This window comes from Burkholderia sp. YHN3-13, assembly GCF_055810675.1.
In genome coordinates this window covers 66,596-93,197 of sequence record NZ_JBVVNQ010000004.1, presented here as the reverse complement: position 1 = coordinate 93,197, position 26,602 = coordinate 66,596, and the positions used below count along the sequence as shown (strand labels likewise).

21 protein-coding genes and 1 pseudogene are annotated in these 26,602 nt (G+C 66.2%); 13 read left to right on the top strand and 9 right to left on the bottom strand.

Annotation, left to right across the window (positions count from 1 at the left end; all coding sequences use genetic code 11):
* Positions 1-297: 297 nt before the first annotated feature.
* Positions 298-1,218, bottom strand: a complete 921-nt coding sequence (locus AC0KUR_RS11820; RefSeq protein WP_473376046.1) for a LysR family transcriptional regulator — start codon at positions 1,216-1,218, stop codon at positions 298-300.
* 109 nt (positions 1,219-1,327) lie between these two features.
* Here AC0KUR_RS11820 and AC0KUR_RS11815 point away from each other — a divergent pair, with 109 nt between their 5' ends.
* The 6 genes from AC0KUR_RS11815 (at position 1,328) to AC0KUR_RS11790 (ending at position 8,168) form a co-directional block, all read left to right on the top strand.
* Positions 1,328-2,065, top strand: a complete 738-nt coding sequence (locus AC0KUR_RS11815) for an SDR family oxidoreductase (RefSeq protein WP_034187762.1) — start codon at positions 1,328-1,330, stop codon at positions 2,063-2,065.
* 56 nt (positions 2,066-2,121) lie between these two features.
* Positions 2,122-3,204 carry an alkene reductase gene (locus AC0KUR_RS11810; protein ID WP_034187763.1) on the top strand — a complete coding sequence of 361 codons (1,083 nt, stop codon included), beginning with the start codon at positions 2,122-2,124 and terminating at the stop codon, positions 3,202-3,204.
* 161 nt (positions 3,205-3,365) lie between these two features.
* Positions 3,366-4,202 carry an alpha/beta fold hydrolase gene (locus AC0KUR_RS11805; RefSeq protein WP_034187862.1) on the top strand — a complete coding sequence of 279 codons (837 nt, stop codon included), beginning with the start codon at positions 3,366-3,368 and terminating at the stop codon, positions 4,200-4,202.
* Between the two features lie 76 nt (positions 4,203-4,278).
* Positions 4,279-4,668, top strand: coding sequence for a limonene-1,2-epoxide hydrolase family protein (locus AC0KUR_RS11800; protein ID WP_034187764.1), 390 nt, complete (start codon positions 4,279-4,281; stop codon positions 4,666-4,668).
* A 924-nt stretch (positions 4,669-5,592) separates the two neighbouring features.
* Positions 5,593-6,783 carry a M20 aminoacylase family protein gene (locus AC0KUR_RS11795; protein ID WP_034187765.1) on the top strand — a complete coding sequence of 397 codons (1,191 nt, stop codon included), beginning with the start codon at positions 5,593-5,595 and terminating at the stop codon, positions 6,781-6,783.
* A gap of 53 nt (positions 6,784-6,836) precedes the next feature.
* The gene (locus AC0KUR_RS11790) at positions 6,837-8,168 is read left to right on the top strand and encodes an MFS transporter (protein ID WP_069246018.1); all 1,332 of its coding nucleotides are present in this window, start codon (positions 6,837-6,839) and stop codon (positions 8,166-8,168) included.
* 34 nt (positions 8,169-8,202) lie between these two features.
* Here the strand turns inward: AC0KUR_RS11790 and AC0KUR_RS11785 are convergent, their stop codons facing one another.
* Positions 8,203-9,123 (bottom strand): LysR family transcriptional regulator, encoded by a 921-nt coding sequence (locus AC0KUR_RS11785; protein ID WP_034187767.1) that lies wholly within the window; start codon positions 9,121-9,123, stop codon positions 8,203-8,205.
* Between the two features lie 136 nt (positions 9,124-9,259).
* On the opposite strand from AC0KUR_RS11785, the gene AC0KUR_RS11780 reads away from it, so the two are divergent.
* Together AC0KUR_RS11780 and AC0KUR_RS11775 are read left to right on the top strand one after the other, a co-directional pair.
* Positions 9,260-10,033, top strand: coding sequence for a transporter substrate-binding domain-containing protein (locus tag AC0KUR_RS11780; protein WP_473375930.1), 774 nt, complete (start codon positions 9,260-9,262; stop codon positions 10,031-10,033).
* 65 nt (positions 10,034-10,098) lie between these two features.
* Positions 10,099-11,214, top strand: coding sequence for a succinylglutamate desuccinylase/aspartoacylase family protein (locus AC0KUR_RS11775; RefSeq protein ID WP_264167207.1), 1,116 nt, complete (start codon positions 10,099-10,101; stop codon positions 11,212-11,214).
* A gap of 76 nt (positions 11,215-11,290) precedes the next feature.
* Here AC0KUR_RS11775 and AC0KUR_RS11770 read toward each other — a convergent pair whose 3' ends face one another.
* Positions 11,291-12,277, bottom strand: a complete 987-nt coding sequence (locus tag AC0KUR_RS11770) for a LysR family transcriptional regulator (protein ID WP_034187770.1) — start codon at positions 12,275-12,277, stop codon at positions 11,291-11,293.
* A gap of 151 nt (positions 12,278-12,428) precedes the next feature.
* Here AC0KUR_RS11770 and AC0KUR_RS11765 point away from each other — a divergent pair.
* Positions 12,429-13,748, top strand: a pseudogene (locus tag AC0KUR_RS11765) (MFS transporter).
* Between the two features lie 101 nt (positions 13,749-13,849).
* Positions 13,850-15,361, top strand: a complete 1,512-nt coding sequence (locus AC0KUR_RS11760; RefSeq protein WP_069706903.1) for a M81 family metallopeptidase — start codon at positions 13,850-13,852, stop codon at positions 15,359-15,361.
* A 15-nt stretch (positions 15,362-15,376) separates the two neighbouring features.
* Here the strand turns inward: AC0KUR_RS11760 and AC0KUR_RS11755 are convergent, their stop codons facing one another.
* A complete protein-coding gene (locus AC0KUR_RS11755; protein ID WP_049028801.1) occupies positions 15,377-16,165 on the bottom strand; it encodes an IclR family transcriptional regulator in 789 nt (262 codons plus the stop codon).
* A gap of 226 nt (positions 16,166-16,391) precedes the next feature.
* Here AC0KUR_RS11755 and pcaF point away from each other — a divergent pair, with 226 nt between their 5' ends.
* A complete protein-coding gene (gene pcaF / locus AC0KUR_RS11750; protein WP_034187773.1) occupies positions 16,392-17,594 on the top strand; it encodes a 3-oxoadipyl-CoA thiolase in 1,203 nt (400 codons plus the stop codon).
* Between the two features lie 99 nt (positions 17,595-17,693).
* On the opposite strand, the gene AC0KUR_RS11745 is transcribed toward pcaF, so the two are convergent.
* The 3 genes from AC0KUR_RS11745 to AC0KUR_RS11735 form a co-directional block, all read right to left on the bottom strand.
* Positions 17,694-18,215, bottom strand: coding sequence for a 2-thiouracil desulfurase family protein (locus AC0KUR_RS11745; RefSeq protein WP_069706904.1), 522 nt, complete (start codon positions 18,213-18,215; stop codon positions 17,694-17,696).
* 86 nt (positions 18,216-18,301) lie between these two features.
* A complete protein-coding gene (locus AC0KUR_RS11740; protein ID WP_473375929.1) occupies positions 18,302-18,862 on the bottom strand; it encodes a GNAT family N-acetyltransferase in 561 nt (186 codons plus the stop codon).
* Positions 18,859-19,716 (bottom strand): class I SAM-dependent methyltransferase, encoded by an 858-nt coding sequence (locus AC0KUR_RS11735; protein ID WP_473375928.1) that lies wholly within the window; start codon positions 19,714-19,716, stop codon positions 18,859-18,861. Before AC0KUR_RS11735 ends, AC0KUR_RS11740 begins: the two co-directional genes overlap by 4 nt.
* 311 nt (positions 19,717-20,027) lie before the next feature.
* Between AC0KUR_RS11735 and AC0KUR_RS11730 the strand changes: the two genes are divergently transcribed.
* Positions 20,028-21,572: a methyl-accepting chemotaxis protein gene (locus AC0KUR_RS11730; protein ID WP_226254033.1), complete on the top strand. Its 1,545-nt coding sequence runs from the start codon at positions 20,028-20,030 to the stop codon at positions 21,570-21,572.
* A gap of 411 nt (positions 21,573-21,983) precedes the next feature.
* Positions 21,984-23,528 (top strand): methyl-accepting chemotaxis protein, encoded by a 1,545-nt coding sequence (locus AC0KUR_RS11725; protein WP_473375927.1) that lies wholly within the window; start codon positions 21,984-21,986, stop codon positions 23,526-23,528.
* A gap of 114 nt (positions 23,529-23,642) precedes the next feature.
* Here the strand turns inward: AC0KUR_RS11725 and gabD are convergent, their stop codons facing one another.
* Positions 23,643-25,112: an NADP-dependent succinate-semialdehyde dehydrogenase gene (gene gabD, locus AC0KUR_RS11720; RefSeq protein WP_124670358.1), complete on the bottom strand. Its 1,470-nt coding sequence runs from the start codon at positions 25,110-25,112 to the stop codon at positions 23,643-23,645.
* 100 nt (positions 25,113-25,212) lie between these two features.
* Positions 25,213-26,502, bottom strand: a complete 1,290-nt coding sequence (locus tag AC0KUR_RS11715) for a 4-aminobutyrate--2-oxoglutarate transaminase (RefSeq protein ID WP_473375926.1) — start codon at positions 26,500-26,502, stop codon at positions 25,213-25,215.
* Positions 26,503-26,602: the final 100 nt, after the last annotated feature.

Genomic DNA, 26,602 nt, shown 5'->3' with positions numbered 1-26,602 from the left:
ATGGAGGTCGTGCCGGTGACGGGGGGGAAAGGAGGCTGTGCGGATATGCTAGTTGATCGTAAATCTGCTCACGAACGCCGCTGAACGGCGTTCACCGCTTAGCTCGCAGGTAGGATCGGCGAAACGTTCGCTTAAATCTTCGGCACGCTCCATTTCGCTGGCGTAGTGCAAGCTGAACTCTCGCGCTGTCGTCGGTAGCGCACTGAGCAATTCGGTCCGATCGACGAGTCTGCTCCGATCAGATGCGGCTTACCTTCGGCCGTTCCTCTCGGTAATCCGAAAACCGTCGGCTGCTCGTCATTGGTCTGCCGCATACGAAGCAAAAACCTTTTTTAGATATGCCAAGAATACTTTGACGTTCGGGCTACCACGGCGGCTCTCCGGCCAAAGAGCCGTGATAGTGGAGCGCGGTTCGACGAACTCGGTGAGGACCGGCACAAGTTCCCCACGCCGAACGTACGATGCAGCGACATACGTCGGTGAAATTCCGACGCCTCCCCCAGCCGCCATGACAGCAGCAACCGCATCGCTGGTATCAACAATGATGCCTGCATCCGGCGTGAGGCTGAGCGACCCTTTGCCCGTGGAAAAAGTCCAGCGGAGGACTTGTCCCGAACTTTGAAAACGAAAATTCACACAATCGTGATCCACGAGGTCATCGGGATGCCTGGGAACCCCGCGTTTGGCAAGGTAGTCCGGCGACGCATAGGCTCCGATGTAGTGAGGCGAAAGCTCTCGCGAGACCAAACGAGAGCCCGCAAGATCCCCAACGCGAACAGCCACGTCGAAACCTTCACCGACGAGGTCGGTGAGATGATCGCCCAAACGTAGGTCAATCGACAGCTTTGGAAAACGCTTGCGAAATGCTGGTAGGGCGGGCGCGATGAGATGAACCCCGATTGGGAGCGGCGCGGTGACCTTCAGGATGCCCGCTGGTTCGGCTCGCGCCGAGGCGGCAACCTGTTCGATCGCCTCCATTTCCGACAGCAGGCGCAGCGTGCGTTCATGCAGGTCGCGCCCCTCCTGAGTCAGTGTCAACGACCGAGTCGTGCGGTTGAACAGTTTAAGCGCGAAGTGATGCTCCAGACGCTGGATACTTTTGCTTACAGCGGAAGGCGTCACGCCAAGCGCCCGCGCCGCAGCTGAATAGCTTCCCAATGATGCAGCGCGGCTGAATGCGATAAGACCGGTGAGGCGGTCCAGGCTGATTTGTTCCATGGCGGAAATATAGAAGGGAATCGGGCGCTGATTATCAATGTCGGCTGTCAAGTATAGAGTGCTCTGCACGGCGTCGATTTGAGTTGCGCCGGCTGACAGGACCCACTTCATGAACTCTGATTTCGATTCCCATCCACTCAAGAGCAAGTCCGTTCTCATCTTCGGCGGAACGTCCGGAATCGGCCTTTCGGCGGCAAAGCAGGCTAAGGCCGCTGGTGCAAGCGTCACGGTCGTCGGGTTCAACTCGGAGGGCGCTGAACAGGTCGCCATCGAGAATGGATTTGCGGGTTGGCGGAGCGCCGACGTGACCAAGCCGGAAACCATCGTCTCGGCACTCGCCGACATTGCTCACGTCGATCATCTCGTTCTCCTCGCGGGGACCTTTGTGGCCGGCAAGGTGCTGGAGGCGGATGTCGACTATCTACGACGGGCGTTCGACGAGCGCGTTTGGTCAGCCATCCATACCTTGCGCACATTGGGTGATCGCCTGGCCGTCGATGCCTCCGTCACGTTTATTTCCGGCGTGTTGGCCGACCGACCCAATGCCTACGGCACAGCCATTCTTGCATCCGCGTCGGCCGCGATGGAGGCGCTGGCCAGAGGGTTGGTTCTGGAACTTGCGCCTCGCCGTGTCAACACCGTTTCTCCCGGCACCACCGACACGCCGTTGCTGGCGCGCACGCTCGGCGAAGGTCGCGAGGCATACGTCAACGCACTGAAAGACAAATTGCCGCTGCATCGTTTGGTAACCGCTGCAGAAGTGGGCGCTGCAGTGGTGTTCCTCATGAGCAATGGATCAATGAACGGCGAGACGATTCATGTCGACGGCGGCGGCCGCCTTGTCTGAGCCGTGTAAAGGCTCGTTGGCATTTCCACGCTGGCAAAAATCGGAAGGAGGTTGGAGTGCCTACGCTGTTTGATCCCGTTCGACTCGGTGCAATTGAAGCGCCCAGCCGTATTCTCATGGCGCCGATGACGCGTGCGCGGGGAACACGCGAACACGTACCGACCGCGATAATGGCGGACTATTACAGTCAGCGTGCATCTGCCGGGCTCATTATCTCGGAGGCGATCGGTATCTCCCGACAGGGCTTGGGATGGCCTTACGCCACCGGGCTGTGGACGGCAACGCAAATTGCCGGCTGGCGCGAAGTAACCGATGCCGTGCACAAAGCGGGCGGCCGCATCATTGCGCAGCTTTGGCATATGGGGCGAGTCGTGCATCCGAGCTTTCTGGATGGTGCGCCGCCTGTCTCGGCGTCCGAAAGTACGGCACCCGGCCATGCTCATACCTACTCGGGCAAGCAGCCCTACACGCAGGCGCGCGCACTCGAGACGGACGAAATTCCCGCGATTATCGAGCAGTTCGCCGCCGCGGCACGTCATGCGCTGAAGGCGGGCTTCGACGGCGTACAGTTGCATGCGTCGAACGGATACCTGATCGATCAATTTCTGCGAGACAGTTCCAATTTCCGCAGCGACGCGTATGGCGGATCGATCTCGAATCGGCTCCGGTTTCTCATCGAGGCAACCCGGGCCGTCGCGGATGTAGTGGGTTCCGGCCGCACCAGCGTTCGCCTGTCTCCAAACGGCGAAACGCAGGGCGTGCGAGACAGCGATCCCTTGCCGTTGTTTATCGCGGCCGCCGAGGCGCTATCTGCAATTGGGATCGGGTTCCTGGAACTGCGCGAGCCTCCACTGAACGGCAGTTTCGGCGTCGGCTATCTCGATCCGCTCGCTGCGAAAATTCGACCGGCTTTCAAAGGACCGCTGGTGCTCAACTCGGATTTCGACGCCACTCGAGCTCAGGCAGAACTCGGTGCAGGCGTTGGCGACGCGGTTACGTTCGGTCGCCCGTTCATCTCCAATCCGGACTTCCCTCGGCGTCTGGCTGAAGCGATTCCGCTCGCGCCAGACGACCCGACAACATGGTTCACGCAAGACGCGGAGGGCTACATCGATTACCCGTTCGCGGAGTCGACGTAACCATACCTTCCTGAAGCGGCTCAAGATTGGACGGCACCCGCGGACGTTCTTTGCGCCGGCCTGCCGCGTTCCGGCGACAAACCCTCGATATCGCGTTGGCCGCGACGGCGACTTCCGCTGCAACAGTTACTTCCCTGCAACCGTACGAAAGGAACACGATCATGTCATTCATTACAACGCGGGACAGCGTAGACATTTTCTACAAAGACTGGGGACCCAAGGACGCTCAGCCGATCGTGTTCCATCACGGCTGGCCGCTCTCCGCGGATGACTGGGATGCCCAAATGCTCTTCTTCCTGTCGAACGGTTATCGCGTCGTTGCCCATGATCGGCGCGGACACGGGCGCTCGTCGCAGGTCGCTGAAGGTCACGACATGGATCATTACGCGGCGGACGTGTTTGCTCTCGTCGAGACACTGGACCTCAGGAATGCAGTGCATATCGGCCATTCCACCGGCGGGGGCGAAGTTGCGCGCTATGTTGCAAGGCACGGCGAGCCGGCGGGGCGTGTCGCAAAGGCCATTCTTGTGAGCGCCGTGACGCCGCTGATGCTGAAGACGCCATCGAATCCCGAAGGCCTGCCGCTGGATGTCTTCGACGGATTACGCAAGGGACTCGCTAAAAATCGCGCACAGTTCTTCGTAGACGTGCCTGCGGGTCCGTTCTACGGGTTCAACCGTCCGGACGCGACCGTTCATCAGGGCGTGATTCAGAACTGGTGGCGCCAAGGAATGATGGGTAGCGCGAAAGCCCACTACGACGGTATCAAGGCGTTTTCGGAAACCGACCAGACCGAAGATCTCCAGTTGATCGGCGTGCCGACGCTGGTGCTTCACGGCGAGGATGACCAGATCGTCCCGTACAAAGACGCGGCGCTCAAGGCAATCAAACTGTTGAAGAAGGGCAAGTTGAAAACGTTCCCGGGCTTCTCCCATGGGATGTTGACCGTCAACGCAGGTGTTTTGAACGAAGAACTTCTGGCATTCGTTCAAGGCTAAGGCTGGCGGGACATCGCGCACCTGCTTGCGCGTCATGTCCCGCGCCTGCTTTTCACCCCTATTCTGAGGAGCCGAGATGACTACCGATGTTTTGGCCGTGGCGCTTCGATTCTTTTCGCTTTGGACCGAGAACCGCATCGACGACGCGCTGTCGATGCTCTCCGATGATGTCCTCTACGATAACGTTCCGTTCCCCGACATCGTTGGACGGGACAATGTTCGCAAATTCCACCGCGATTTCGGGATCGGTACGACGTTCAAGGTCGACTGGACAGTGACCCATATTGCCGCAGCGGGAAACGTCGTCCTCAATGAGCGGATCGACATCTTTCAACACGAATCAGGAGGAAAAATCACGCTGCCCGTGATGGGTACCCTCACCATCGTCGATGATCGAATCACGGTTTGGCGAGACTACTTTGATCCCGCGGATTTCGATCGGCAATTTAGCGCAATCAAGAAGTAGGTGCAAACTACTACAAAGATAAAAAGAGACAGCTCTTCATGTGTCGACCCTGGCACACTCATGAGAGCCGTCGCATTTTGCGTTCATGGTCGTACCATGTTTCACGATGATCATCGCATGATTTTTAATGCGCCAGAATAGTGCGCGAAATTTCATGGAGCACTCGCGGCACGATGAATACGGATTCCAGAATCCAAGCGCCACAACCAAGCGCTCATCGCACTGGTACAGCGACGCTGTGACGTCCTGTTGGCTAGCCCTTTCGGCATCTTCGGCTTGCGTCAGAATCGCGCCAAAAGTTCGAAACTGCCTACGGCATGCACATTGTCGCCAAAGGTGTTCACTCGCTGCGTTCATTGGGTCGTGAGTCCAGCCGGTCGGCGGCTCGTACAGGCGCGCGTTGCCTGCATACGAGTGTAGGTTCGGCGAAACGGCATGATTTGCCCAAAGTTGAACAAATCGGCTTTGCCATCCTGTTCTGGTATCGGCGAGACTCGAAAGCGGTTACGCCGATTTGCGGTGCTGTTCTGCTGCCAGCAGGGCGGACCGCTGCCGGTGCGGTGTCCGGAAGAGCCAGTTCGACTTCCCATTGGACCGTCTGTTGACTTGCGGGTAGAAATGCGCGGGGGCTTATCGGCCGAGGCTCAAAGCCGTTTTCGATTAGATGTGGATACGCCATGTACCGCGGGCGTACCGGGCCCGCATGGACGCCTGTATCTGCATCCAATCGCGAGTTGTATCCATATCTAATCGACAGCGACATCTCGTACAGCGCCACTCAGTATTAACCCTGATCAAAAAATCTTATCGCGGTGAAAAATTCCGCATCTTATTGAATCGATATCGGCTCGATATAGTGGCTCGCTTTCCCGCACGCGGCCCCCGCATGCGGCTGACACGCTGACATCAGCAGGAGCCCTCTTGATGACCACCGATACCCGATTCACCGAAATCGAGGATCTGATGCCCGCCGCCGGCGGGCTGCGCGAGATCCGTCACCACATCCATCACCATCCCGAACTGGCGTACGAAGAGCACGACACGGCCGCGCTCGTCGCGGACAAGCTCGAGCAATGGGGCTGGCAGGTGACGCGCGGAGTCGGCAAGACGGGGGTGGTCGGCACGCTGCGCGTGGGCGACGGGACGCGCAGCATCGGCATTCGCGCCGACATGGATGCGCTGCCGATCGTCGAGGCGACCGGCCTGCCGTATGCGAGCGGCACGCACGGCAAGATGCACGCCTGCGGCCACGACGGCCACACGACGATGCTGCTCGGCGCCGCGCAGCATCTCGCGAAGACGCGCAACTTCTCGGGCACCGTGCACCTGTATTTCCAGCCGGCGGAAGAGCACGGCGTCGACAGCGGCGCGAAGAAGATGATCGACGACGGCCTGTTCGAGCGCTTCCCGTGCGACGCCGTGTTCGGCATGCACAACCATCCGGGCGCGGCGCCCGGCGTGTTCCTCACGCGGCGCGGCCCGTTCATGTCGGCCGGCGACAAGGCGATCATCACGATCGAGGGCGTCGGCGGCCACGCGGCGCGGCCGCACCTGACGGTCGACCCGGTGGTCGTCGCGGCGAGCATCGTGATGGCGCTGCAGACGATCGTCGCGCGCAACGTCGACCCGGCGCAGCCGGCGGTCGTCACGGTCGGCTCGATGCACGCCGGCACTGCGAACAACGTGATCCCGAACGGCGCGCGCCTCGAACTCAGCGTGCGCTCGTTCAGCCCCGATGTCCGCGCGCTGCTCAAGCGCCGCATCACCGAGCTGGCCGAAACGCAGGCCGCGAGCTACGGCGCGACGGCCAATGTCGAGTACATCGAAGGCTACCCGGTCGTCGTCAATACGGATGCCGAAACGGATTTCGCCGCGCAGGTCGCGCGCGAACTGGTCGGTGACGCGCAGGTGGTCGAGCAGACCGACCTGCTGATGGGCAGCGAGGATTTCGCGTTCATGCTGCAGCGGCGGCCGGGCTCGTTCGTGCGGCTCGGCAACGGCGAAGGCGAGGACGGCTGCATGGTGCACAACCCGAAGTACGACTTCAACGACCGGAACCTGCCGATCGGTGCGGCGTACTGGACGCGTCTCGTCGAGCGTTACCTCGGGCAGTGATCGCAGCGGCGCGCGGCCGGCGCTTCCGGCCGCATTGAGAAGAGGCGACAACGATGCAGAAAGACCATCTCGCGCTGCACCCCGCATCGGCGGGGACCGCCGAAACCGGCATGCCCGGCGCGCGTGCCGTCGCGCGGCGCGGCGCGATCGCCGCGGCCGTGATCGGCAACTGGCTGGAGTTCTTCGATTTCACCGTGTACGGCTTCTTCGCGGTGCTGATCGGCAAGCTGTTCTTCCCGTCGAGCGACTCGACCACGTCGCTGCTGCTGTCGGTCGCGACGTTCGCGGCCGGCTTCTTCACGCGGCCGCTCGGCAGCATCGTGCTCGGCGTCTATGCGGACCGCAAGGGGCGCAAGGCGGCGCTGAACCTGACGATCATGCTGATGGCGCTCGGCACCGGCCTGATCGCGATCGCGCCGACCTATGCGCAGGTCGGCGTGGCCGCGCCGCTGCTCGTCGTGTTCGCGCGGCTGCTGCAGGGCTTCTCGCAGGGCGGCGAATTCGGCGCGGCGACCACGACGCTGCTCGAACACGGCGGCACGTCGCGCCGAGCGTTCCGCGCGAGCTGGCAGCTGGCGACGCAGGGCGGCGCCGCGCTGATGGGCTCGGGCTTCGCGGCGCTGCTGTCGAACACGATGACGAAGGACGCGCTGGAAAGCTGGGGCTGGCGGCTGCCGTTTCTCGTCGGCGTGCTGATCGCGCCGGTCGGCATGTACCTGCGCCGCCGGCTCGCGGACGACGCGCCCGGCGACCGTCATCACGGAATCGAGCGCGGCGTGCTGCACGCGCTGTTCTCGAAGCACGCGCGCACCGTGCTGCTGCTGATGCTCACGGTGATGGGCGGCACGGTGTCGACCTACATCCTGACGTTCTACATGCCGACCTACGCGATCCACACGCTTGGCCTGCCGATGAAGCTGTCGATGTTCGTCGGCGTCGCGTCGGGCTGCGTGATGCTGGTCACGTGCCCGCTGTTCGGCTGGCTGTCGGACCGGCTCGGCAGCCGGCGCCTGCCGATCTTCGTCGGCCGCGGCGTGCTGGTCGTGCTGCTGTTCCCGGCGTTCTGGCTGATGAACCATCACCCGACGCTGTCGGTGATCCTGCCGCTGACCGCGCTGATGCTGCTGTTCTATTCGCTTGGCTCGGCGTCGGAAATGGCCTTGATGTGCGAATCGCTGCCGCGCCACGTGCGCGCGACCGGCATCTCGATCGCGTATGCGCTCGCGGTGACGATCTTCGGCGGCACCGCGCAGCTGATCGCGACCTGGCTCGTGAAGACGACCGGCAGCAAGCTCGCGCCGGCCGGCTACGTGGCCGCGTGCGTGGTGCTGTCGCTGATCGCGGTCGCGATGCTGCGCGAGACGGCCGGGGAGTCGCTGGACTGACGCGCGACGCGGGCGGCGGGGCGGTGCCGCGCGCTTACCGCCCGCGCACCATCCTCAGGTACGACGCGAGCATCGCCGCGAGTTCCTGCGCGGCCGGCGTCAGCGGCACGGCCGCGCGCTGCAGCAGGCAGATGTCCTGCGCTTCGGCCTGCTCGCGCACGGGCACTTTCGCGAGCGCGCCGGCGAACGGCCCATGCCGCGTGATCGCTTCGGTTTCGAGCGCGAGGGAGTCGGTCTGCGTGACGATCTGCAGCGTCTCGAACATCCCTTCGACGGTGGCGAGCACCTTCGGCGGCGGCTGGCCGTGCGCGTCGAAGTACGCGAGCAGGCGGTTCACGACCGGGTCGGCGCTCAGGTTCGGCGAGCGCGTGGACACCCACGGGTAGCCGGCCAGCTCGGCGAGCGATTGCGCGTGCATCGCCGGATGCCCGCGGCGGCAGACGACCACCGGCGCCGACGCACGCAGCGGCGTCACCGCGAGATCGGTCGTGTCGGTCTGCTTCGCGACCAGCGCGATCGCGAAATCGACCGCGCTTTCCCGCAACCAGCCGACCATCATCCGCGACGTGCCGGTGCGCAGGTGCACGTCGACCTTGTCGAAGCGCGCGCGAAACGCGCTCAGCACCGGCGCGAACGCGTCGATCAGCGGCTCGGTCGCGAGCCCGAGCGTGACGGTGCCTTCGTACGCGCCGCTCAACTGGCGGATTTCCCGTTCGACCTGTTCGCATTCACCGAGGATCGCGCCGGAGCGCGCGAGCAGGCGCTGGCCGACGGCCGTCGGCACGATGCCGCGATTGGTGCGCGTGAACAGCGTCGCGCCGAGCGTGGCCTCGAGGCTCTGCAGCTGTTGCGTGACGCCGCTTTGCGCGAGATCGAGCGCGCGTGCGGCGGCGCGCAGGCTGCCGTGCTCGACGACGGCCTGGAAGATGCGGAGCTGGGACAGCGTGAACGCCATGGATGCGCGCGAGGCCGGTGATCGGAAATACCGATCATGATAAGGCAGGCGATGGTTCCGGCGGCGGCTCGTGCCGCCTACGATCGCAGGCAGTCCGGCTGATGCCGCTTGTTTCTCTTCCTGCCCTCCGTCGACCATGAAACGTTTCCTCGTCCCGCTCGTTTCCCTGTGCGTCGGCCTGGCCGCCACGTCCGCGTCCGCGCTCGACGCGCACGTCGTGCGGCTCGGCATCGATCCGACCTATCCGCCGATGGATGCGAAGGCGCCCGACGGCAGCCTGAAGGGCTTCGACGTCGATCTCGGCAACGAGATCTGCCGCCGCGCGCAGTTGCGCTGCCAGTGGGTCGAACTCGAATTCTCCGGGATGATCCCGGCGCTGCAGGCGCGCAAGATCGACGCGATCCTGTCGTCGATGGCGATCACGGCGAAGCGCGAGAAGCAGATCCTGTTCTCGTCGAAGCTGTTCCGCTTCAAGTCGCGGCTCGTCGCGCGGCCCGGCCTCGGGCTCGGCAGCACGGCCGCGTCGCTGGCGGGCAAGCGCGTCGGCGTGCAGTCGGGCACCCAGTTCGAATCGTGGGCGCTCGCGCACTGGGCGACGGCCGGCGTGAGCGTGGTGCCGTACAAGAGCCAGGACGACGTGTTCGCCGATCTCGGGAACGGCCGTCTCGACGCGGCGCTGCTCGGCACGGTGGAGGCCGACTACGGGTTCCTGCGCCAGCCGCGCGGCAAGGGCTTCGCGTTCGTCGGCGCGCCGCTCGACATGGGCGATCGCGGCGTCGGCATCGGCATGCGGCAAGCCGATACGGCGCTGAAGGCGTCGATCGACGGTGCGATCGCGTCGATGCTGAAGGACGGCACCTACGACCGGATCGCGAAGCAGTACTTCGATTTCAACCCGTACGGCGACTGAGCGCCGCGCAGGCCCGTTGCCACGATCCCTCCGATACCCCCGTTTTCATCCGTTCGAGACCATCGATGCAGATTCGCACCACGCCGCTCCTGTCGCCGTCGATCGGCACGCAGCGCACGCTGACGAGCTTTCATTTCGGGCCGGCCGACACCGGCCGCAAGATCTACCTGCAGGCCGCGCTGCACGCGGACGAGACACCCGCGATGCTCGCGGCGTTCGTGCTGAAGCAGCGCCTCGCGCGGCTCGATGCCGACGGCCGGCTCGCGGCCGAGATCGTGCTCGTGCCGGTGTCGAACCCGGTCGGCCTCAATCATCATCTGCTCGGGCAGTTCATCGGCCGGTTCGACCTGGCGAGCGGCCGCAACTTCAATCGCGGCTTCATGCCGCTCGCGGAGATCGCCGCGCAAGCGCGCGACCGCCTCGGCGACGACGGCGTGCGCAATCGCGCGATCGTGCGCGAATGCGTCGGCGCGGCGCTCGACGCCGTCGAACCGCGTACCGAATTCGACGCGTTGCAGCTTGCGCTGCTGAAGCTGTCGCACGACGCCGAGGTCGTGATCGACCTGCATTGTTCGCTCGAAGCGGTGATGCACGTGTACACGAGCGACACCGCATGGCCGGAGATCGAGCCGCTGGCGCGTTATCTCGGGGCGGAGGCGTCGCTGCTCGCCGAGGATTCGGGCGGACAGGCATTCGACGATGCGCATCACCTGCTGTGGGCGCGGTTGCGCCAGCATCTGCCGGAAGGCACGCCGATGGCGGCCGGCACGGTGGCCGTGACGGTCGAGTGCCGCGGCCAGCGCGACGTGACGTACGAATACGCGCAACGCGATGCCGACGCGCTCGTCGACTATCTCGTCTGGCGCGGCGCGGTGCACGGCGAACGCACGCCGTTGCCGCCGCTGGCCGCGCCCGCCACGCCGCTCGCGGGCAGCGAGCAGTTCTACGCGCCGGTCAGCGGGATCCTCGTGCATCGTGCGGCGATCGGCGCGACGATCCGCGCGGGCGAGCCGCTGTTCGACATCGTCGATCCGCTGACCGATGCGATCACGACGATCTCGAGCGCGACCGACGGCGTGTTCTACATGCGGCGCGCGATCCGCTTCGTGACGGCCGGCGCGCCGCTCGGCCGCGTGACGGGCACGGTGCCGGTGCGCACGGGGATGCTGCTCGGCGCGTGAGCGCGGCGCCGGACGCGCGGCGGTTCGATCGCGGCCTGCGCCGGGCCGGCCGCGAGGCGAGGGCCGTCGCGGCCGGTCACGGCTCGCCGCGATTCCCGGCGGCACGCGTGCCCGCCCGGCCGCGCGCGGTTGTCTTGCCGCTGCGCGCGCCCGCGTTCGAGAACATCTTCATCTCCTGCAGGATGCCGCGCAGCAACGTATCGGCCGCGACGCCGAGCGTCCGTCCCGCCTTGACCAGCAGCCGCGCGTTGGCCGCCTCGAGCAACGGATGCGCGACGGGCACGGCGACGAGCTCGCCTGCCGCCAGTTCCTGATACGCCGCGAAGGCGGCGAGCAGCGTGACGCCGTCGTTGCGCTTCACGAAGTGGCGCAGCACGGCGAGCGAGTTGGTGGTGAGCGTCGGGTGGAGGTGGATGTTCTCCGCGTAGGCAAGCATCTGCACGGCCTGTCCGAGACCGAACGCGGGCGGCATCAGCGCGAGCGGATACCCGGCGAGTTCGCGTACCGCGACGGGGCGGCCGCGTACGGCGAGCGGATGCCCGGGATGGACGAGCGCCACCACCGGCTGCGACGCGGTGGCGACGTACTCGATGTCCGGATGCGCCGGCGGGTTGTAGGCCAGGCCGATATGCGCGCGGCTTTCGGCGACTTCCTGCAGCAACGTGCTGACCGGCAGGAGATCGACGGTGACGTCGAGCTTCGGGTAGCGCGCGCAGAAATCGGTGAGCACCTCGTCCATCAGGCAGTCGATATAGCCTTCGCTGGCCACGATGCGGATCTGGCCGTGCTGCAGCCCGCGAAGCGCCTGCAGGCGGTCTTCGAAGAGTTCCTGCTGGGAACGGCAGCCGCGCCAGTATTCGAGCAGGTGTGCGGCGGCCTCGGTCGGCTGCACGCCGCGCGGCTGGCGCTCGAACAGCGGGGCGCCGATTTCTTCCTCGAGCAGGCGGATCTGCCGCGTGATGACGGACGGCGACGTGTTGATGCTGTCGGCCGCGCCACGGATGGAACCGTGCGTCAGGACTTCGTGGAAATAGCGCAGGCGGCGCTGGTTCAGTTCGCGCATGGTATCGGTCCGTGTGCCTTCGAAGTGTTGCTCATTGAGCAACGATAACTCGCTTAGGTTGCTATTGCGCCGCTTTTTCGTCTCCTCGACGATTCGAACAGCGTTGAACATCGTTGCGGGATTCGAAGCAATAGGCCCTAAAGGAGAGCGCATGTCCGCCATTCCATCCCCTCAAGACCCGGTCGCGCCCGGCAGCCCGGCGCATCAGGCCCTCTACCGCAAGCTGAACTGGCGCCTGCTGCCGTTCCTGCTGCTCTGCTACACCTTCGCGTATCTCGATCGCGTGAATATCGGGTTCGCGAAGCTCGCGATGCAGAGCGACCTGGGTATCTCCGATGCGGTGTACGGGCTGGGCGCGGGCATCTTCTTTCTCGGCTACGTCCTGTTCGAGATCCCGAGCAACCTGCTGCTGCCGCGGATCGGCGCCCGCAAGACCATCAGCCGGATCATGGTGCTGTGGGGCCTGACGTCGGCCGGCATGATGTTCGTCCACGACGAGACCACGTTCTACGCGATGCGCTTCCTGCTCGGCGTGTTCGAGGCCGGCTTCGCGCCGGGAATGATCTTTTACCTGACGTACTGGTATGGCCAGCGCCGGATGGCCGGCGTGATGGCGGTCGTCATGCTCGCCGGCCCGATCGGCGGCGCGTTCGGCTCGCCGCTGTCGGCGTGGCTGATGACCGGGCTGTCCGGTGCCCACGGCCTGGCAGGCTGGCAGTGGATGTTCGTCGTCGAAGGCCTGCCGTGCGTGCTGTTCGGCGTGCTCGCGCTCAAGGTGCTGTCCGACCGGCCGGCCGATGCGAAATGGCTGACCGACGACGAGAAGCGGCTGCTCGCCGCCGAGCTGCACACCACCGATGCGGGCCATCACTCGTTCGGGCAGGTGGCGCGCGATCCGCGCGTGTACCTGCTGGCGTTTGCCTACTTCACGATCATCTGCGGGATCTACGCGGTGAGTTTCTGGCTGCCGTCGATCATCAAGGCCGACGGCGTGACCGACACGATGCAGATCGGGCTGTACTAGATGATTCCGTACGTGTGCGCCGCGATCGCGATGGTCGTCATCGGCCGCCGGTCGGACCGTCGCGGCGAGCGCCGTTTCCACAGCGCGGTGCCGGCCCTGATCGGCGCGATCGCGCTGGCCGTGGCGACGACGGCCAACGGCAATCTTGCCGTCTCGCTGGTCGGCATGACGATCGCCACGTCGATGATCTGGGCCGCGTACACGGTGTTCTGGGCGATTCCGTCGCAATACCTGAAGGGCGACGCCGCGGCGGGCGGCATCGCGTTGATCAACACGATCGGCCTGATCGGCGGCTTCCTGAGCCCGACCATCATCGGTGCGATCCACTCGGCGACCGGCAGCATGGCCGCGGGACTGCTGGTCATGGTCGCACTGCTCGTCGCCGGTGCCGCGGTACTCGTGGCGAACCGGCTTCCCGCATCCCGCGACGCGCTGGCGACAGCCTGACGTCACGGGCCCGCGGGCATTCCAATATCCAGCGCGCCGTCGCCCGCCGGCCCTGACGGCGGGGTGCCGGCGCCTTGACGGCCTTTTCCGGAGACACATTTTTGAACACGCGCATCCTGATCGCCGGTTTCCAGCATGAAACCAATACGTTTGCACCATCGAAAGCCGCATACGCCAACTTTGAGCGGGGCGAAGGCTTCCCGGCCATGGTGCGCGGCGATGACGTGCTCGCGCTGCGCGACGTCAATATTCCCGCCGGCGGCTTCATCGCCGCGGCCGAACGGCGTGGCTGGACCTTGCTGCCGGTCATCTGGGCGGGCGCGAGCCCGTCGGCGCACGTGACCGAGGACGCGTTCGAGCGCATTGCCGGAGAAATCGTCGCGGCGGTTCGCCGCGGAGGCTACGACGCGGTGTACCTCGACCTGCACGGCGCGATGGTCGCCGAGCATACCGACGACGGCGAAGGCACGTTGCTCGAGCGCGTGCGTGCGGCGGTCGGCCCGGACGTGCCGGTGGTCGCGTCGCTCGACCTGCATGCCAACGTCACCGCGCGGATGCTGCGCGAGGCCGATGCGCTGGTCGCCTTTCGTACCTATCCGCACGTCGACATGGCCGAGACCGGCGCGCGCGCGGCCGCGCTGCTCGAGCGCCTGTTCGACGCGCGGGCGGGCCGCCGCCCGCTGCATCGCGCCGCGCGCCGGCTGCCGTTCCTGATTCCGATCAACGGCATGTGCACGCTGCTCGAACCTGCGCGCGGCATGTACGCGCGGCTCGCGGCGCTGGAGACCGGGGCCGTGGCGTCGCTGTCGTTCGCGCCGGGCTTTCCGGCGGCCGATTTCCCCGAATGCGGCCCGGTCATCTGGGGCTACGGCGACGACGCCGCGTCGGCCGAGGCGGCCGTGCAGGCACTCCACGACAAGATGCTGGCGGACGAAGCCGCGTGGCAGGTGCCGTTCCTGTCGCCCGACGATGCCGTGCGCGAAGCCATGCGGCTGTCCGAGGGGGCCGGCAAGCCGGTCGTCATCGCCGATACGCAGGACAATCCCGGCGCGGGCGGCGACTCGAACACGACGGGCATGCTGCGGGCGTTGCTGCGCAACGGCGCGAAAGATGCCGCGATCGGCTTGATCTGGGACCCGGCGGCCGCGGCCGCGGCCCACCGTGCCGGTGTCGGCGCGTTCATCGACGTGGCGCTCGGCGGTGTCTCCGGCGTGCCCGGCGACGCGCCGCACCACGCGCGTTTCGAGGTCGTGCACCTGTCCGACGGGGTATGCCGGTATGACGGCCCGATGATGAACGGCATGCGCGCGGATGTCGGCCCGGTCGCGTGCCTGCGGATCGACGGCGTGCTGATCGTGGTGAGCAGCGGCAAGGCGCAGATGCTCGACCGCAATCTCTATCGCGTGGGCGGGGTCGAGCCGGAATCGATGAAGATCCTCGTCAACAAGAGCTCGGTGCACTTCCGCGCCGATTTCCAGGATATCGCCGAGGCGGTGCTGGTCGCCACGGCGCCTGGCCCGATGACGGCCGATCCGGCCGAGTTGCCGTGGACCCGGCTGGCGCCGGGAATCCGCATGAAGCCGACGGGAAAGGCGTTCGCCGGCAACGGCTGACGCGCGGCCGGCCGCTCAGCCGCGCCGCGCGACCAGTTCCGATACCGTCTGCGCGGCTTGCTGCAGCGGCCCGAGAAACTCCTTCACCATCTGTTTCGCGGTGTGCCGCTGCGCGTTGCCGCTGATGTTCATCGCCGCGATGATCTGCCCGCGCCGGTTGCGGATCGGCGCGGACAGCGACATCAGGCCCACTTCGAGTTCCTGGTCGACCACGGCCCAGCCCTGCTGGCGCACCTGCGCGATCGTTGCCTTCAGTTCGCCGAGATCCGTGATCGTGCGCGGCGTATGCGCGCGGATGCTGCTCTGCGCGAGCGTTTCGTCGAGCGCCGCGTCGTCGAGCGCGGACAGCAGCACGCGGCCCATCGACGTGCAGTACGCGGGCAGCCGGCTGCCGATCGACAGGTTGATCGTCATGATCTTGTGCGTCGGCACGCGCAGCACGTAGACGATCTCGGTGCGGTCGAGCACCGCGGCCGAGCAGCTTTCGTGGATCTGCGCGGACAATTGCTCCATCACCGGATCGGCGAGATTCCAGAACGGCATCGACGTGAGGTACGCGAAGCCGAGCTCGAGGATTTTCGGCGTGAGCCGGAACAGCCGGCCGTCGGCCTCGACATAGCCGAGCGTCTGCAGCGTGAGCAGGATCCGGCGCGCGCCTGCACGCGTGAGCCCGGTGGCCGACGCGACTTCGGTGAGCGTCTGCTCGGGCCGGGCCGCGTCGAACGCGCGGATGACCGCGAGGCCGCGCGCGAACGACTGCACATAGGAGTCGCCGGGTTTCGTCTGGGTGTCTTCGGTTGTCATGAGCGCCTGGAATATCGTGCAGCCGAGAAGATAGCGCATGGGGCCTGACACGCCAACCGCGCGGCAGGCCGCGCGCTTGACAGGTCGTCCCCGCACTCCCTATGATGCGTTGAACGTTCGATACACGATCTTATGTTCGTATATAGAACATTTAAGCGCATCCCGGCGGGCAATGCAAGGGGCGCGCCCTGTTCATTTCCCAGCTTTCATGGGACCGGAGACACTGATGACCGAAGCTTTTCTGTGTGATGCGATCCGTACGCCGATCGGGCGTTACGGCGGTGCACTGTCCGGCGTGCGCGCCGACGATCTGGGCGCGGTGCCGCTCAAGGCGCTCGTCGAGCGCAACCGCGACGTCGACTGGACGGCGATCGACGACGTGATCTACGGCTGCGCGAACCAGGCCGGCGAGGACAACCGCAACGTCGCACGCATGTCCGCGCTGCTCGCGGGCCTGCCGCAGGGCGTGCCGGGTTCGACGATCAACCGCCTGTGCGGTTCCGGGATGGATGCGGTCGGCGTGGCCGCGCGCGCGATCAAGTCCGGCGAAGCCGCGCTGATGGTCGCGGGCGGCGTCGAGAGCATGACGCGCGCGCCGTTCGTGATGGGCAAGGCCGCCAGCGCGTTCGCGCGCCAGGCCGACATCTTCGATACGACGATCGGCTGGCGTTTCGTCAATCCGCTGATGAAACAGCTGTACGGCGTCGACTCGATGCCGGAAACCGCCGAGAACGTCGCGGTCGACTACCACGTCAGCCGCGCGGATCAGGACCTGTTCGCACTGCGCAGCCAGCAGAAGGCCGCGCGTGCGCAGCAGGACGGCACGCTGGCCGAGGAGATCGTGTCGGTCACGATCCCGCAGAAGAAGGGCGATCCGGTGGTCGTGTCGCGCGACGAGCATCCGCGTGAAACATCGCTCGACACGCTCGCGAAGCTGAAGGGCGTCGTGCGCCCGGACGGTTCGGTGACGGCCGGCAACGCGTCGGGCGTCAACGACGGCGCCGCCGCGCTGCTGCTCGCGAACGAGGAAACCGCGAAGCGCTTCGGCCTGACGCCGCGGGCACGCGTGCTGGGTATCGCGACGGCCGGGGTGGCGCCGCGCGTGATGGGCATCGGCCCGGCGCCGGCCACGCAGAAGCTGCTCGCGCGGCTCGGGATGACGATCGACCAGTTCGACGTGATCGAGCTGAACGAAGCCTTCGCGTCGCAGGGCCTCGCGGTGCTGCGCATGCTGGGCGTCGCCGACGACGATCCCCGCGTGAACCCGAACGGCGGCGCGATCGCGCTCGGCCACCCGCTCGGCGCGTCGGGCGCGCGTCTCGTGACGACCGCGATGTACCAGTTGCATCGCACGAACGGCCGCTTCGCGCTGTGCACGATGTGCATCGGCGTCGGCCAGGGCATCGCGATCGCGATCGAACGCGTCTGATCGGTATGACGCGGTGACGCGGCCGGCCATGCGCCGCGTCACTGTCGCTCCGCTTCGCAACGATGGACGGCACGAGGAGGCTCGTGCCGCCCATCGTCGTTAACCGCGGAGCTGTTTGAGGCGCGCGTCGAGCGCGTCGATCTCGGTGTCCGCGAACACCTCGATGCCGTGCGCGCGCAGCAACGCCGCCGTGACGCCGGCGCCCGCATGCCGCCGGTGCGCGAAATGCCCGTCGTAAATGAACGTGCTGCCGCACGACGGACTGCCGTCGGCGAGGATCGCGAAACGGCAGTCGTGCGCCTGCGCGAGTGCCAGCGCGGTGCGCGCGCCGGATACGAAGGGCGCCGTCACGTCGGCGCCGTTCACGTCGACGATGCGTGCGGTACCCGACAGAACCTGCTGCCCCGATCCGCCTTCGGCGATTTCGGCGGGCGGGCGCGGCACGCCGAGGCCGCCCGCGAGTTCCGGGCAGACCGGCACGAGACGCCCCTCACGCTGCCACCGCGCGAGCGCTTCGTGCGCGGCGGTCTTCGCCGAGCCGTTGTAGCGGACCGGATGGCCGATCACGCACAGGCTGACGAGGATCTTCGGGGCGGCTGGCGGTGGCGGGTCGTGCTTCAATGTCGCGCTCCATGGCGGTTAATGGCGGCTGTTGGTCGCTTCGGCAGGGGGGGGGGAAATTCCCTGTGCCATCGCGCGTCGGATCGTCAGGCCGCCGGTCCTTCCAGATGGAGGTCCTCGGGCTCGAGCGCGTAAAGCTCGGGGTCGGGCGACGGGCTGATCGTGAAGCCGAGCCGCAGGTAGAAGTCGATCGTGTTCCGCGACGGCGTGGCGGACACATACAGGCGGCGCGCGCCCATCGCGCGTGCCTGCCCCTGCGCCGTGCGGTAGAGCTGCTCGCCGAGCCCGCAACCGCGCCAGTCGTGGCTCACGTGCAGGAACTTCAGTTGCAGCATGTCGCGTTGCGGGCCGAGCGGCCGGCTGTCGACGATCACCGCCGCGACGAGCCGTGCACCGTCGAACCTGCCGAGGAACCAGCCGCCGCGATCGTGGCAGTCGAGCAGGATCGGCGTGTAGTGGTCGGCTTCGCCGTCGGGCCAGCCGGCGACGTCGTGGAACTCGGGCACGAGGTGCAGCGTGCCGTCGCGCAGCACGTACAGGTGCTCGATGATCTCGCGCCGGTCGATGGTCCACACGAGCGGCAAGTCGTCGCGTGCTAGGAGGCGGGCGGACAGCGCGTCGCGGTCGGCGGCGGTGCGGCGCGTCATGCGGCCACCCGGTGCGCGGCGATCGCGTACATCAGCGGCAGGCGCGGCATGCCGTCGGGCGGCACCATCCGGCGGCCAGCCCGCTCGCGCATGCCGTCGAAGCCCTTCCAGCCGTTCGCATACGGATATTCGTTCAGGCGGTCGATCGCGAGGCCGGCCGACACGAGCGCGTTCACCACGTCGCCGATGCCCCACATGAACTCGTAGCTCGGGTGCGGATTCGTGAAATCGACGATGCCCGGATGATCGTGCCGCGCGCCGAGCCCGGTGCCGGACACCGCGACGTAGTCGCCGACGCCTGCCGGCTCCTCGGTCGCGTCGCGCTGGAAGTAGTCGTAGTGCGGCTGCCAGTGTTCATCGAAAACCAGCGCGAACGGATGGAACTCGACCATCGCGAAGCGGCCGCCCGGCGCGAGCAGCGCGGCGATTCCGCGCGCCCAGACGGTGAGGTCCGACAGCCAGCAGATCGCGCCGTACGACGTGAACACGCGGTCGAAGCGCTCGCCGCGCGCGGCCGCTTCGGGCATCCAGTCGAGCACGTCGGCGCGCTCGAACCGCGCGGGCAGCCCCGCATCGGCCGACAGCTGCCGCGCGAAGCCGATCGCCTCGTCGGCGATGTCGACGCCGGTGGCATCCGCGCCTTCGCGCACGAGGCTCAATGTGTCCTGTCCCGCGTTGCATTGCAGGTGCAGGAGCCGCAGGCCGGCGAGATCGCCGAGCAGCTCTCGTTCTTCCGGAAACAGCGTCGTGCCGCCATCGCGGAAAAACGCGGCCTGATCGCCTTTATGGCTGTTATGGGCGACCGTCGCCGTATTCCAGGACAGCCGATTCAGTTCATGCAATGCCTTTTTCATCGAATTCGAATTCCGGTGGAATGGAGCAGGATAGGCCATATCGTTTCGCCGTGCGCAATGGATGCCCGCATTGGCACGCCGGGCGGTGCGTTGTGACCGGCGGACACGCGTGCGTGGCGATTATCGCCGGAATATTTGATCGAAATCATGGTAATGGCTGGATTGCATATTTTATGCGCGGCAGGATTAAGGTTTTCTGCCGAATTGCCGACAGCAAGGACGAGAACGTCGTAAAGCGATCAACCGTTTTTCGGCTACTGAGCGTGATTTCAGCGCGGCGCGGACAACCAATCCGCCTTTCGGAGCCTTGCATGCGCAACAACCAGCCCGTTACCCAACAGGAATTCGATTTTCCCGACGACGTCACGCTGATGTCGACGACCGATGCCGACAGCTACATCACGTACGCGAACACGACATTCGCGCAGGTGAGCGGCTATTCGAACGAGGAACTCGTCGGCCAGCCGCACAATGCCGTGCGCCACCCGGACATGCCGCGCGAGGCGTTCGCCGACATGTGGGCGACGCTCAAGCGCGGCGAGCCGTGGACCGCGCTCGTGAAGAACCGCCGCAAGAACGGCGATCACTACTGGGTGCGCGCGAACGCGATTCCGGTGATGCGCAACGGCCAGCCGCAGGGCTACATGTCGGTGCGCACGAAGGCGCCGAGCGACGAGACCGTGGCCGCCGACGCGCTGTATCGCGCGTTTCGCGAAGGCAAGGCCGGCCAGCGCCGCTTCCACAAGGGGCTCGTGATCCGTACCGGGCTGCTGCGCATCGCGTCGCTGCCGCAGACGATGTCGGTGCGCGCGCGCGTGCATGCGGCGCTGGGCGTGCTGGCGCCGGTCGTCGTCGGCACGGGCTGGGCCTGCGGGCTGACCGGCGGCGCGCTCGCGGCGTTCGCCGCGGTGACGGCCGGCGTGGCGGCCGCGGCCGGCTGGTGGCTCGACGCGCAGATCGTGCAACCGGTGAAGCGGTTGCACGAGCAGGCGCTGAACGTCGCGACCGGTGAAAGCCGGCGCGGCGTGCGGATGAACCGCGTCGACGAGATCGGCATGACGCTGCGCACGATCAATCAGCTCGGGCTGATGTTTCGCTGGCTCGTCGACGACGTCAGCGAGCAGGTGCACAACGTGCAGCGCGCGAGCAACGAGATCGCGCAGGGCAACAACGACCTGAGCGCGCGCACCGAGCAGGCCGCGTCGAGCGTGCAGCAGACGGCCGCATCGATGGCCGAGATGACGGCGACCGTGTCGAGCAACGCGGAGACGGCGCTGCAGGCGAACCAGTTGTCGGTGTCGGCGAGCGACGCGGCCGAGCGCGGCGGGCAGGCGGTGAGCGAGGTCGTGACGACGATGAGCGAGATCACCGACAGCTCGCGCAAGATCGCCGACATCATCGGCGTGATCGACGGCATCGCGTTCCAGACCAACATCCTCGCGCTGAACGCGGCGGTCGAGGCCGCGCGGGCCGGCGAACAGGGGCGCGGTTTCGCGGTGGTCGCGGGCGAGGTGCGTGCGCTCGCGCAGCGCAGCGCGAACGCGGCGAAGGAGATCAAGACGCTGATCGGCGCGAGCGTCGAGCGCGTGGAATCGGGCGCGCGGATCGTCGACGGCGCGGGCAAGACGATGGAAGACATCGTCACGCAGGTGAAGCGCGTGTCGGACCTGATCGCGGAGATCAGCTCGTCGACGGCCGAGCAGAGCACGGGCGTTGCGCAGGTCGACCAGGCGGTGGTGCATCTGGACAACATCACGCAGCAGAACGCGGCGCTCGTCGAGCAGAGCACGGCGGCATCGGAGAGCCTGAAGCAGCAGGCGACCCGGCTGGTGGATGCGGTGAACGTGTTCCGCTGATGGCCGCAAGCGTGCGCGACGGGCGGATTCGATCGAAGATTTCCGAATGTCGCGCACCCTGCGCATGGCTTTTTTTGCTTCAATCGAAATTCGATAAACGAGAAATATTCGTATTCCGATTTTTCCGGCGGCGCATTAAATGGAATTGGCCGAATCGAAATCAATAATCAGACGAATACCCGTTAAACCGTTGTCCGGCAAGGCTTTTGTTTCATCCATAAACAAACGATTCGGCAAAAACAAGATGATGCAAATTTAATGAATATTTTCCCGAATACACCGTAATGTTTTCGTGGAATTTGCCGAAAGCGCAGGAGCACGGCTCACGCGCATGCGAATCGACAGCAATGCGCGCGGGTCTCGAATCAATCCACAAGCGGGCGCAAGATCCGCCATCCGGAGCTCCTCACCATGCGCAACAACCAGCCCGTCACGCAACGCGAATTCGATTTCCCCGATGACGCGACGCTGATGTCGACGACCGATGCCGACAGCTACATCACGTACGCCAACGCGGCATTCATTCAGGTCAGCGGATTTTCTCCCGACGAAATCGAACGTCAGCCGCACAACGTCGTGCGCCATCCGGACATGCCGAAGGAGGCGTTCGCCGACATGTGGGCGACGCTCAAGGGCGGCGAGCCGTGGACGGCGCTCGTGAAGAATCGCCGCAAGAACGGCGATCACTACTGGGTGCGCGCGAACGCGATTCCGGTGATGCGCAACGGCCAGCCGAAAGGCTATATGTCGGTGCGCACGAAGGCGACGCGCGACGAGATCGCGGCCGCCGAAGCGCTGTATCGCGATTTCCGCGAAGGCAAGGCCGGCCAGCGCCGCTTCCACAAGGGGTTGATCGTCCGCACGGGTGTGATGCGCGTTGTTTCGCTGTTCCAGACGATGTCGGTGCGTGCGCGCGTGCATGCGGCGCTGGGCGCGCTGGCGCCGGCCGTCGTCGGCGCGGGCTGGGCCTGCGGGCTGACCGGCGGCGCGCTGGCGGCGTTTGCCGGCGCGGCGGTGGGCGTGACGGCGGTTGCCGGCTGGTGGCTCGATGCGCAGATCGTGCAGCCGCTTCGGCAATTGCGCGACGAGGCGCTGCGCGTCGCGACCGGCGAGAGCCGCAGCAGCGTGCGGATGAACCGCGTCGACGAGATCGGCATGACGCTGCGCACGATCAATCAGCTCGGGCTGATGTTCCGCTGGCTGGTCGACGACGTCAGCGAGCAGGTGCACAACGTGCAGCGCGCAAGCAACGAGATCGCGCAGGGCAACAACGACCTGAGCGCACGTACCGAACAGGCCTCGACGAGCGTGCAGCAGACGGCCGCGTCGATGGCCGAGATGACGGCGACGGTGTCGAGCAATGCGGAAACGGCGCTGCAGGCGAACCAGTTGTCGGTGTCGGCGAGCGATGCGGCCGAGCGCGGCGGGCAGGCGGTGAGCGAGGTCGTGACGACGATGAACGACATCACCGCCAGTTCGCGCAAGATCGCCGACATCATCGGCGTGATCGACGGCATCGCGTTCCAGACCAATATCCTCGCGCTGAACGCCGCGGTCGAGGCCGCGCGCGCGGGCGACCAGGGACGCGGTTTCGCGGTGGTGGCGGGCGAGGTGCGCGCACTCGCGCAGCGCAGCGCGAACGCGGCGAAGGAGATCAAGGCGCTGATCGGCGCGAGCGTCGATCGCGTGGAATCGGGCGCGCGGATCGTCGACGGCGCGGGCAAGACGATGGAGGACATCGTCACGCAGGTGAAGCGCGTGTCGGACCTGATCGCGGAGATCAGCTCGTCGACGGCCGAGCAGAGCACGGGCGTCGCGCAGGTCGACCAGGCGGTCGTGCATCTGGACAACATCACGCAGCAGAACGCGGCGCTCGTCGAGCAGAGTGCGGCGGCGTCGGAGAGCCTGAAGCAGCAGGCGGCGCGGCTCGTGGAAGCGGTGAACGTGTTTCGTTGATCGCGGCAGGGAAGGTGACGCGGGCGCGGCGGAGAGGGGCGCCGGCCCGCGTCGGACCGCCCGGTTCCGGCCGGGCGGTCAGGGCCTGTCGCCGAAGCGGCAGGCCCCGAGCCGTCAGACGGCGAGGCAGAGGTACTTGATCACGACGTAGTCGTCGATGCCGTAGTGCGAGCCTTCGCGGCCGAGGCCCGACTGCTTGACGCCGCCGAACGGCGCGACTTCGTTCGAGATCAGGCCCGTGTTCACGCCGACCATCCCGTATTCGAGCGCTTCCGCCACCTTCCACACGCGGCCGATGTCGCGGCTGTAGAAGTAGGCGGCCAGGCCGAACTCGGTATCGTTCGCGAGGCCGATCACTTCCTCGTCGCTGCTGAACTTGAACAGCGGCGCGAGCGGCCCGAACGTCTCTTCCTTCGCGACCTTCATCGCCGGCGTGACGCCCGTCAGCACGGTCGGCTCGAAGAAGCCGTGGCCGAGCGCATGGCGCTTGCCGCCCGTCACGACGGTCGCACCCTTCGCGAGCGCGTCCTCGATGTGCGCCTCGACCTTCAGCACGGCCGCTTCGTTGATCAGCGGGCCCTGCGTGACGCCCGGCTCGGTGCCGCGGCCGACCTTCAGCTGGCCGACGGCGGCCGCGAGCTTCTGCGCGAACGAGTCGTACACGGCTTCATGCACGTAGAAGCGGTTCGTGCACACGCAGGTCTGGCCGCTGTTGCGGTACTTCGATGCGATCGCGCCCTGCACGGCCGCATCGAGGTCGGCGTCGTCGAACACGATGAACGGCGCGTTGCCGCCCAGCTCCAGCGACACCTTCTTGACCGTCGCCGCGCATTGCGACATCAGCAGGCGGCCGACCGGCGTCGAGCCCGTGAACGACAGCTTGCGCACGATCGGGTTCGACGTCATTTCGCCGCCGATCGCCTTCGGGTCGCCCGTGACGACGCTGAACACGCCGGCCGGCACGCCCGCGCGTTCGGCCAGCACGGCCATCGCGAGTGCGGAGAACGGCGTGGCCTCGGCCGGCTTCACGACGATCGGGCAGCCGGCCGCGAGCGCCGGGCCGACCTTGCGCGTGATCATCGCCGCCGGGAAGTTCCACGGCGTGATCGCCGCGCACACGCCGATCGCTTCCTTCGTCACGACGATGCGCTTGTCGCTCGCCGGCGTCGGGATCGTGTCGCCGTACACGCGCTTGCCCTCTTCCGCGAACCACTCGAGGAACGACGCCGCGTAGCCGATCTCGCCCTTCGCCTCGGCCAGCGACTTGCCCTGCTCGGTCGTGAGGATCAGCGCGAGGTCGTCGGCGTTTTCGATCATCAGGTCGTGCCACTTGCGCAGGATGACCGCGCGTTCCTTCGCGGTCTTCTTGCGCCACGCCGGCCATGCGGCGTTCGCGGCGTCGATCGCGTGACGCGTCTCGGCCGTGCCCATCGCCGGCACGGTGCCGAGCAGGCCGCCCGTCGCCGGGTTGCGGACATCGAACGTCTCGCCGTTCGTTGCGCCTTGCCATTCGCCGTTGACGTACGCCTGCTGGCGGAACAGCGACGGATCTTTCAGTGCCAGGGTTTCCTGAACGGTGCTCATATGAATCGCCTGCTTTGAAAAGGACGGATAGGGACGGATGAAAACGGCCGCCGCCGTCTTCACGACGGCGGCGGCCCATTCAGTTGAAGTGGGCGGGCACTCAGGCCGGCACGCCGACCGTTTCCTTCAGCACTTCCTCGAGGATCGCGAGCGCTTCGTCGAACACGGGCTGCGTGATCGTCAGCGGGAACAGGAAACGCACGACGTTCGAGTACACGCCGCACACGAGCAGCAGCAGGCCGCGCTCGAGCGCGCGCGTCTGCACGCGCTTCGTGAATTCGGCATCCGGCTCGCCCGAGCCCGGCTTCAGGAACTCGACCGCGATCATCGCGCCCGGGCCGCGCACGTCGGCGATCTGCGGCACGTCGGCCTGCAGCGACGTCAGCTTCGCCTTCAGCACGTCGCCGAGCTGCGTCGCGCGTTCGCACAGCTTTTCCTCGTCGATGATCTCGAGCACCGCGTGCGCCGAGGCGACGGCCAGCGGGTTGCCCGCGTACGTGCCGCCGAGGCCGCCGGGCGCTGCCGCGTCCATCACGTCCGCACGGCCGACGACGCCCGACAGCGGCATGCCGCCCGCGAGGCTCTTCGCCATCGTGATCAGGTCGGCCAGCACGTCGTAGTGCTGCATCGCGAACAGCTTGCCGGTGCGTGCGAAGCCCGTCTGGACTTCGTCGGCGATCAGCAGGATGCCGTGTTCGTTACAGATCTTGCGCAGCGCGCGCACGAATTCGGCCGGCGCCGGGTTGAAGCCGCCTTCGCCCTGGACCGGTTCGAAGATGATCGCGGCGACGCGCTTCGGATCGATGTCGGCCTTGAACAGCATCTCGATCGCCTTGATCGAGTCGGCGGTCGTCACGCCGTGCAGCGCGTTCGGGTACGGCGCGTGGAACACGTCGCCCGGGAACGGGCCGAAGTTCAGCTTGTACGGGGCGACCTTGCCGGTCAGCGCCATACCCATCATCGTGCGGCCGTGGAAGCCGCCCGAGAACGCGATGACGCCCGGGCGGCTGGTCGCGGCCCGCGCGATCTTGATCGCGTTCTCGACGGCTTCGGCGCCGGTCGTGAAGAATGCGGTCTTCTTCGGGAAGTCGCCCGGCGCGCGGTCGTTGATCTTCTCGGCCAGCTCGACGTACGACGCGTACGGGACGATCTGGTAAGCGGTGTGCGTGAAGCTGTTCAGTTGATCCGAGATCGCCTTGACGATCTTCGGGTGGCGGTGGCCCGTGTTCAGCACCGCGATGCCGGCGGCGAAATCGATGAAGCGACGGCCTTCGACATCCCACAGTTCCGCGTTCTCGGCGCGGGCTGCGTAGAAATCGCACATCACGCCGACGCCGCGCGGGGTGGCGGCGTTCTTGCGGGCCTGCAGGTCGGCATTCTTCACGGTCATCTCCTTGATGTTCTTTCCGGTGAGTAGAAAATCGGGCGCCTAGGCAGCCCATGGAGGCGACTATAATCACATTTGGCTCTGGCAATCAGAGCCATTTCAA

Excerpts from the sequence above, each read along its gene's own strand:
- AC0KUR_RS11755 (WP_049028801.1), bottom strand. The coding sequence starts at position 16,165 with ATGACAACCGAAGACACCCAGACGAAACCCGGCGACTCCTATGTGCAG.
- AC0KUR_RS11725 (WP_473375927.1), top strand. The coding sequence starts at position 21,984 with ATGCGCAACAACCAGCCCGTCACGCAACGCGAATTCGATTTCCCCGAT.
- AC0KUR_RS11780 (WP_473375930.1), top strand. The coding sequence starts at position 9,260 with ATGAAACGTTTCCTCGTCCCGCTCGTTTCCCTGTGCGTCGGCCTGGCC.
- AC0KUR_RS11770 (WP_034187770.1), bottom strand. The coding sequence starts at position 12,277 with ATGCGCGAACTGAACCAGCGCCGCCTGCGCTATTTCCACGAAGTCCTG.
- AC0KUR_RS11790 (WP_069246018.1), top strand. The coding sequence starts at position 6,837 with ATGCAGAAAGACCATCTCGCGCTGCACCCCGCATCGGCGGGGACCGCC.
- gabD (WP_124670358.1), bottom strand. The coding sequence starts at position 25,112 with ATGAGCACCGTTCAGGAAACCCTGGCACTGAAAGATCCGTCGCTGTTC.
- AC0KUR_RS11820 (WP_473376046.1), bottom strand. The coding sequence starts at position 1,218 with ATGGAACAAATCAGCCTGGACCGCCTCACCGGTCTTATCGCATTCAGC.
- AC0KUR_RS11805 (WP_034187862.1), top strand. The coding sequence starts at position 3,366 with ATGTCATTCATTACAACGCGGGACAGCGTAGACATTTTCTACAAAGAC.
- AC0KUR_RS11800 (WP_034187764.1), top strand. The coding sequence starts at position 4,279 with ATGACTACCGATGTTTTGGCCGTGGCGCTTCGATTCTTTTCGCTTTGG.
- AC0KUR_RS11785 (WP_034187767.1), bottom strand. The coding sequence starts at position 9,123 with ATGGCGTTCACGCTGTCCCAGCTCCGCATCTTCCAGGCCGTCGTCGAG.
- AC0KUR_RS11715 (WP_473375926.1), bottom strand. The coding sequence starts at position 26,502 with ATGACCGTGAAGAATGCCGACCTGCAGGCCCGCAAGAACGCCGCCACC.
- AC0KUR_RS11735 (WP_473375928.1), bottom strand. The coding sequence starts at position 19,716 with ATGAAAAAGGCATTGCATGAACTGAATCGGCTGTCCTGGAATACGGCG.
- AC0KUR_RS11795 (WP_034187765.1), top strand. The coding sequence starts at position 5,593 with ATGACCACCGATACCCGATTCACCGAAATCGAGGATCTGATGCCCGCC.
- pcaF (WP_034187773.1), top strand. The coding sequence starts at position 16,392 with ATGACCGAAGCTTTTCTGTGTGATGCGATCCGTACGCCGATCGGGCGT.
- AC0KUR_RS11740 (WP_473375929.1), bottom strand. The coding sequence starts at position 18,862 with ATGACGCGCCGCACCGCCGCCGACCGCGACGCGCTGTCCGCCCGCCTC.
- AC0KUR_RS11730 (WP_226254033.1), top strand. The coding sequence starts at position 20,028 with ATGCGCAACAACCAGCCCGTTACCCAACAGGAATTCGATTTTCCCGAC.
- AC0KUR_RS11815 (WP_034187762.1), top strand. The coding sequence starts at position 1,328 with ATGAACTCTGATTTCGATTCCCATCCACTCAAGAGCAAGTCCGTTCTC.
- AC0KUR_RS11775 (WP_264167207.1), top strand. The coding sequence starts at position 10,099 with ATGCAGATTCGCACCACGCCGCTCCTGTCGCCGTCGATCGGCACGCAG.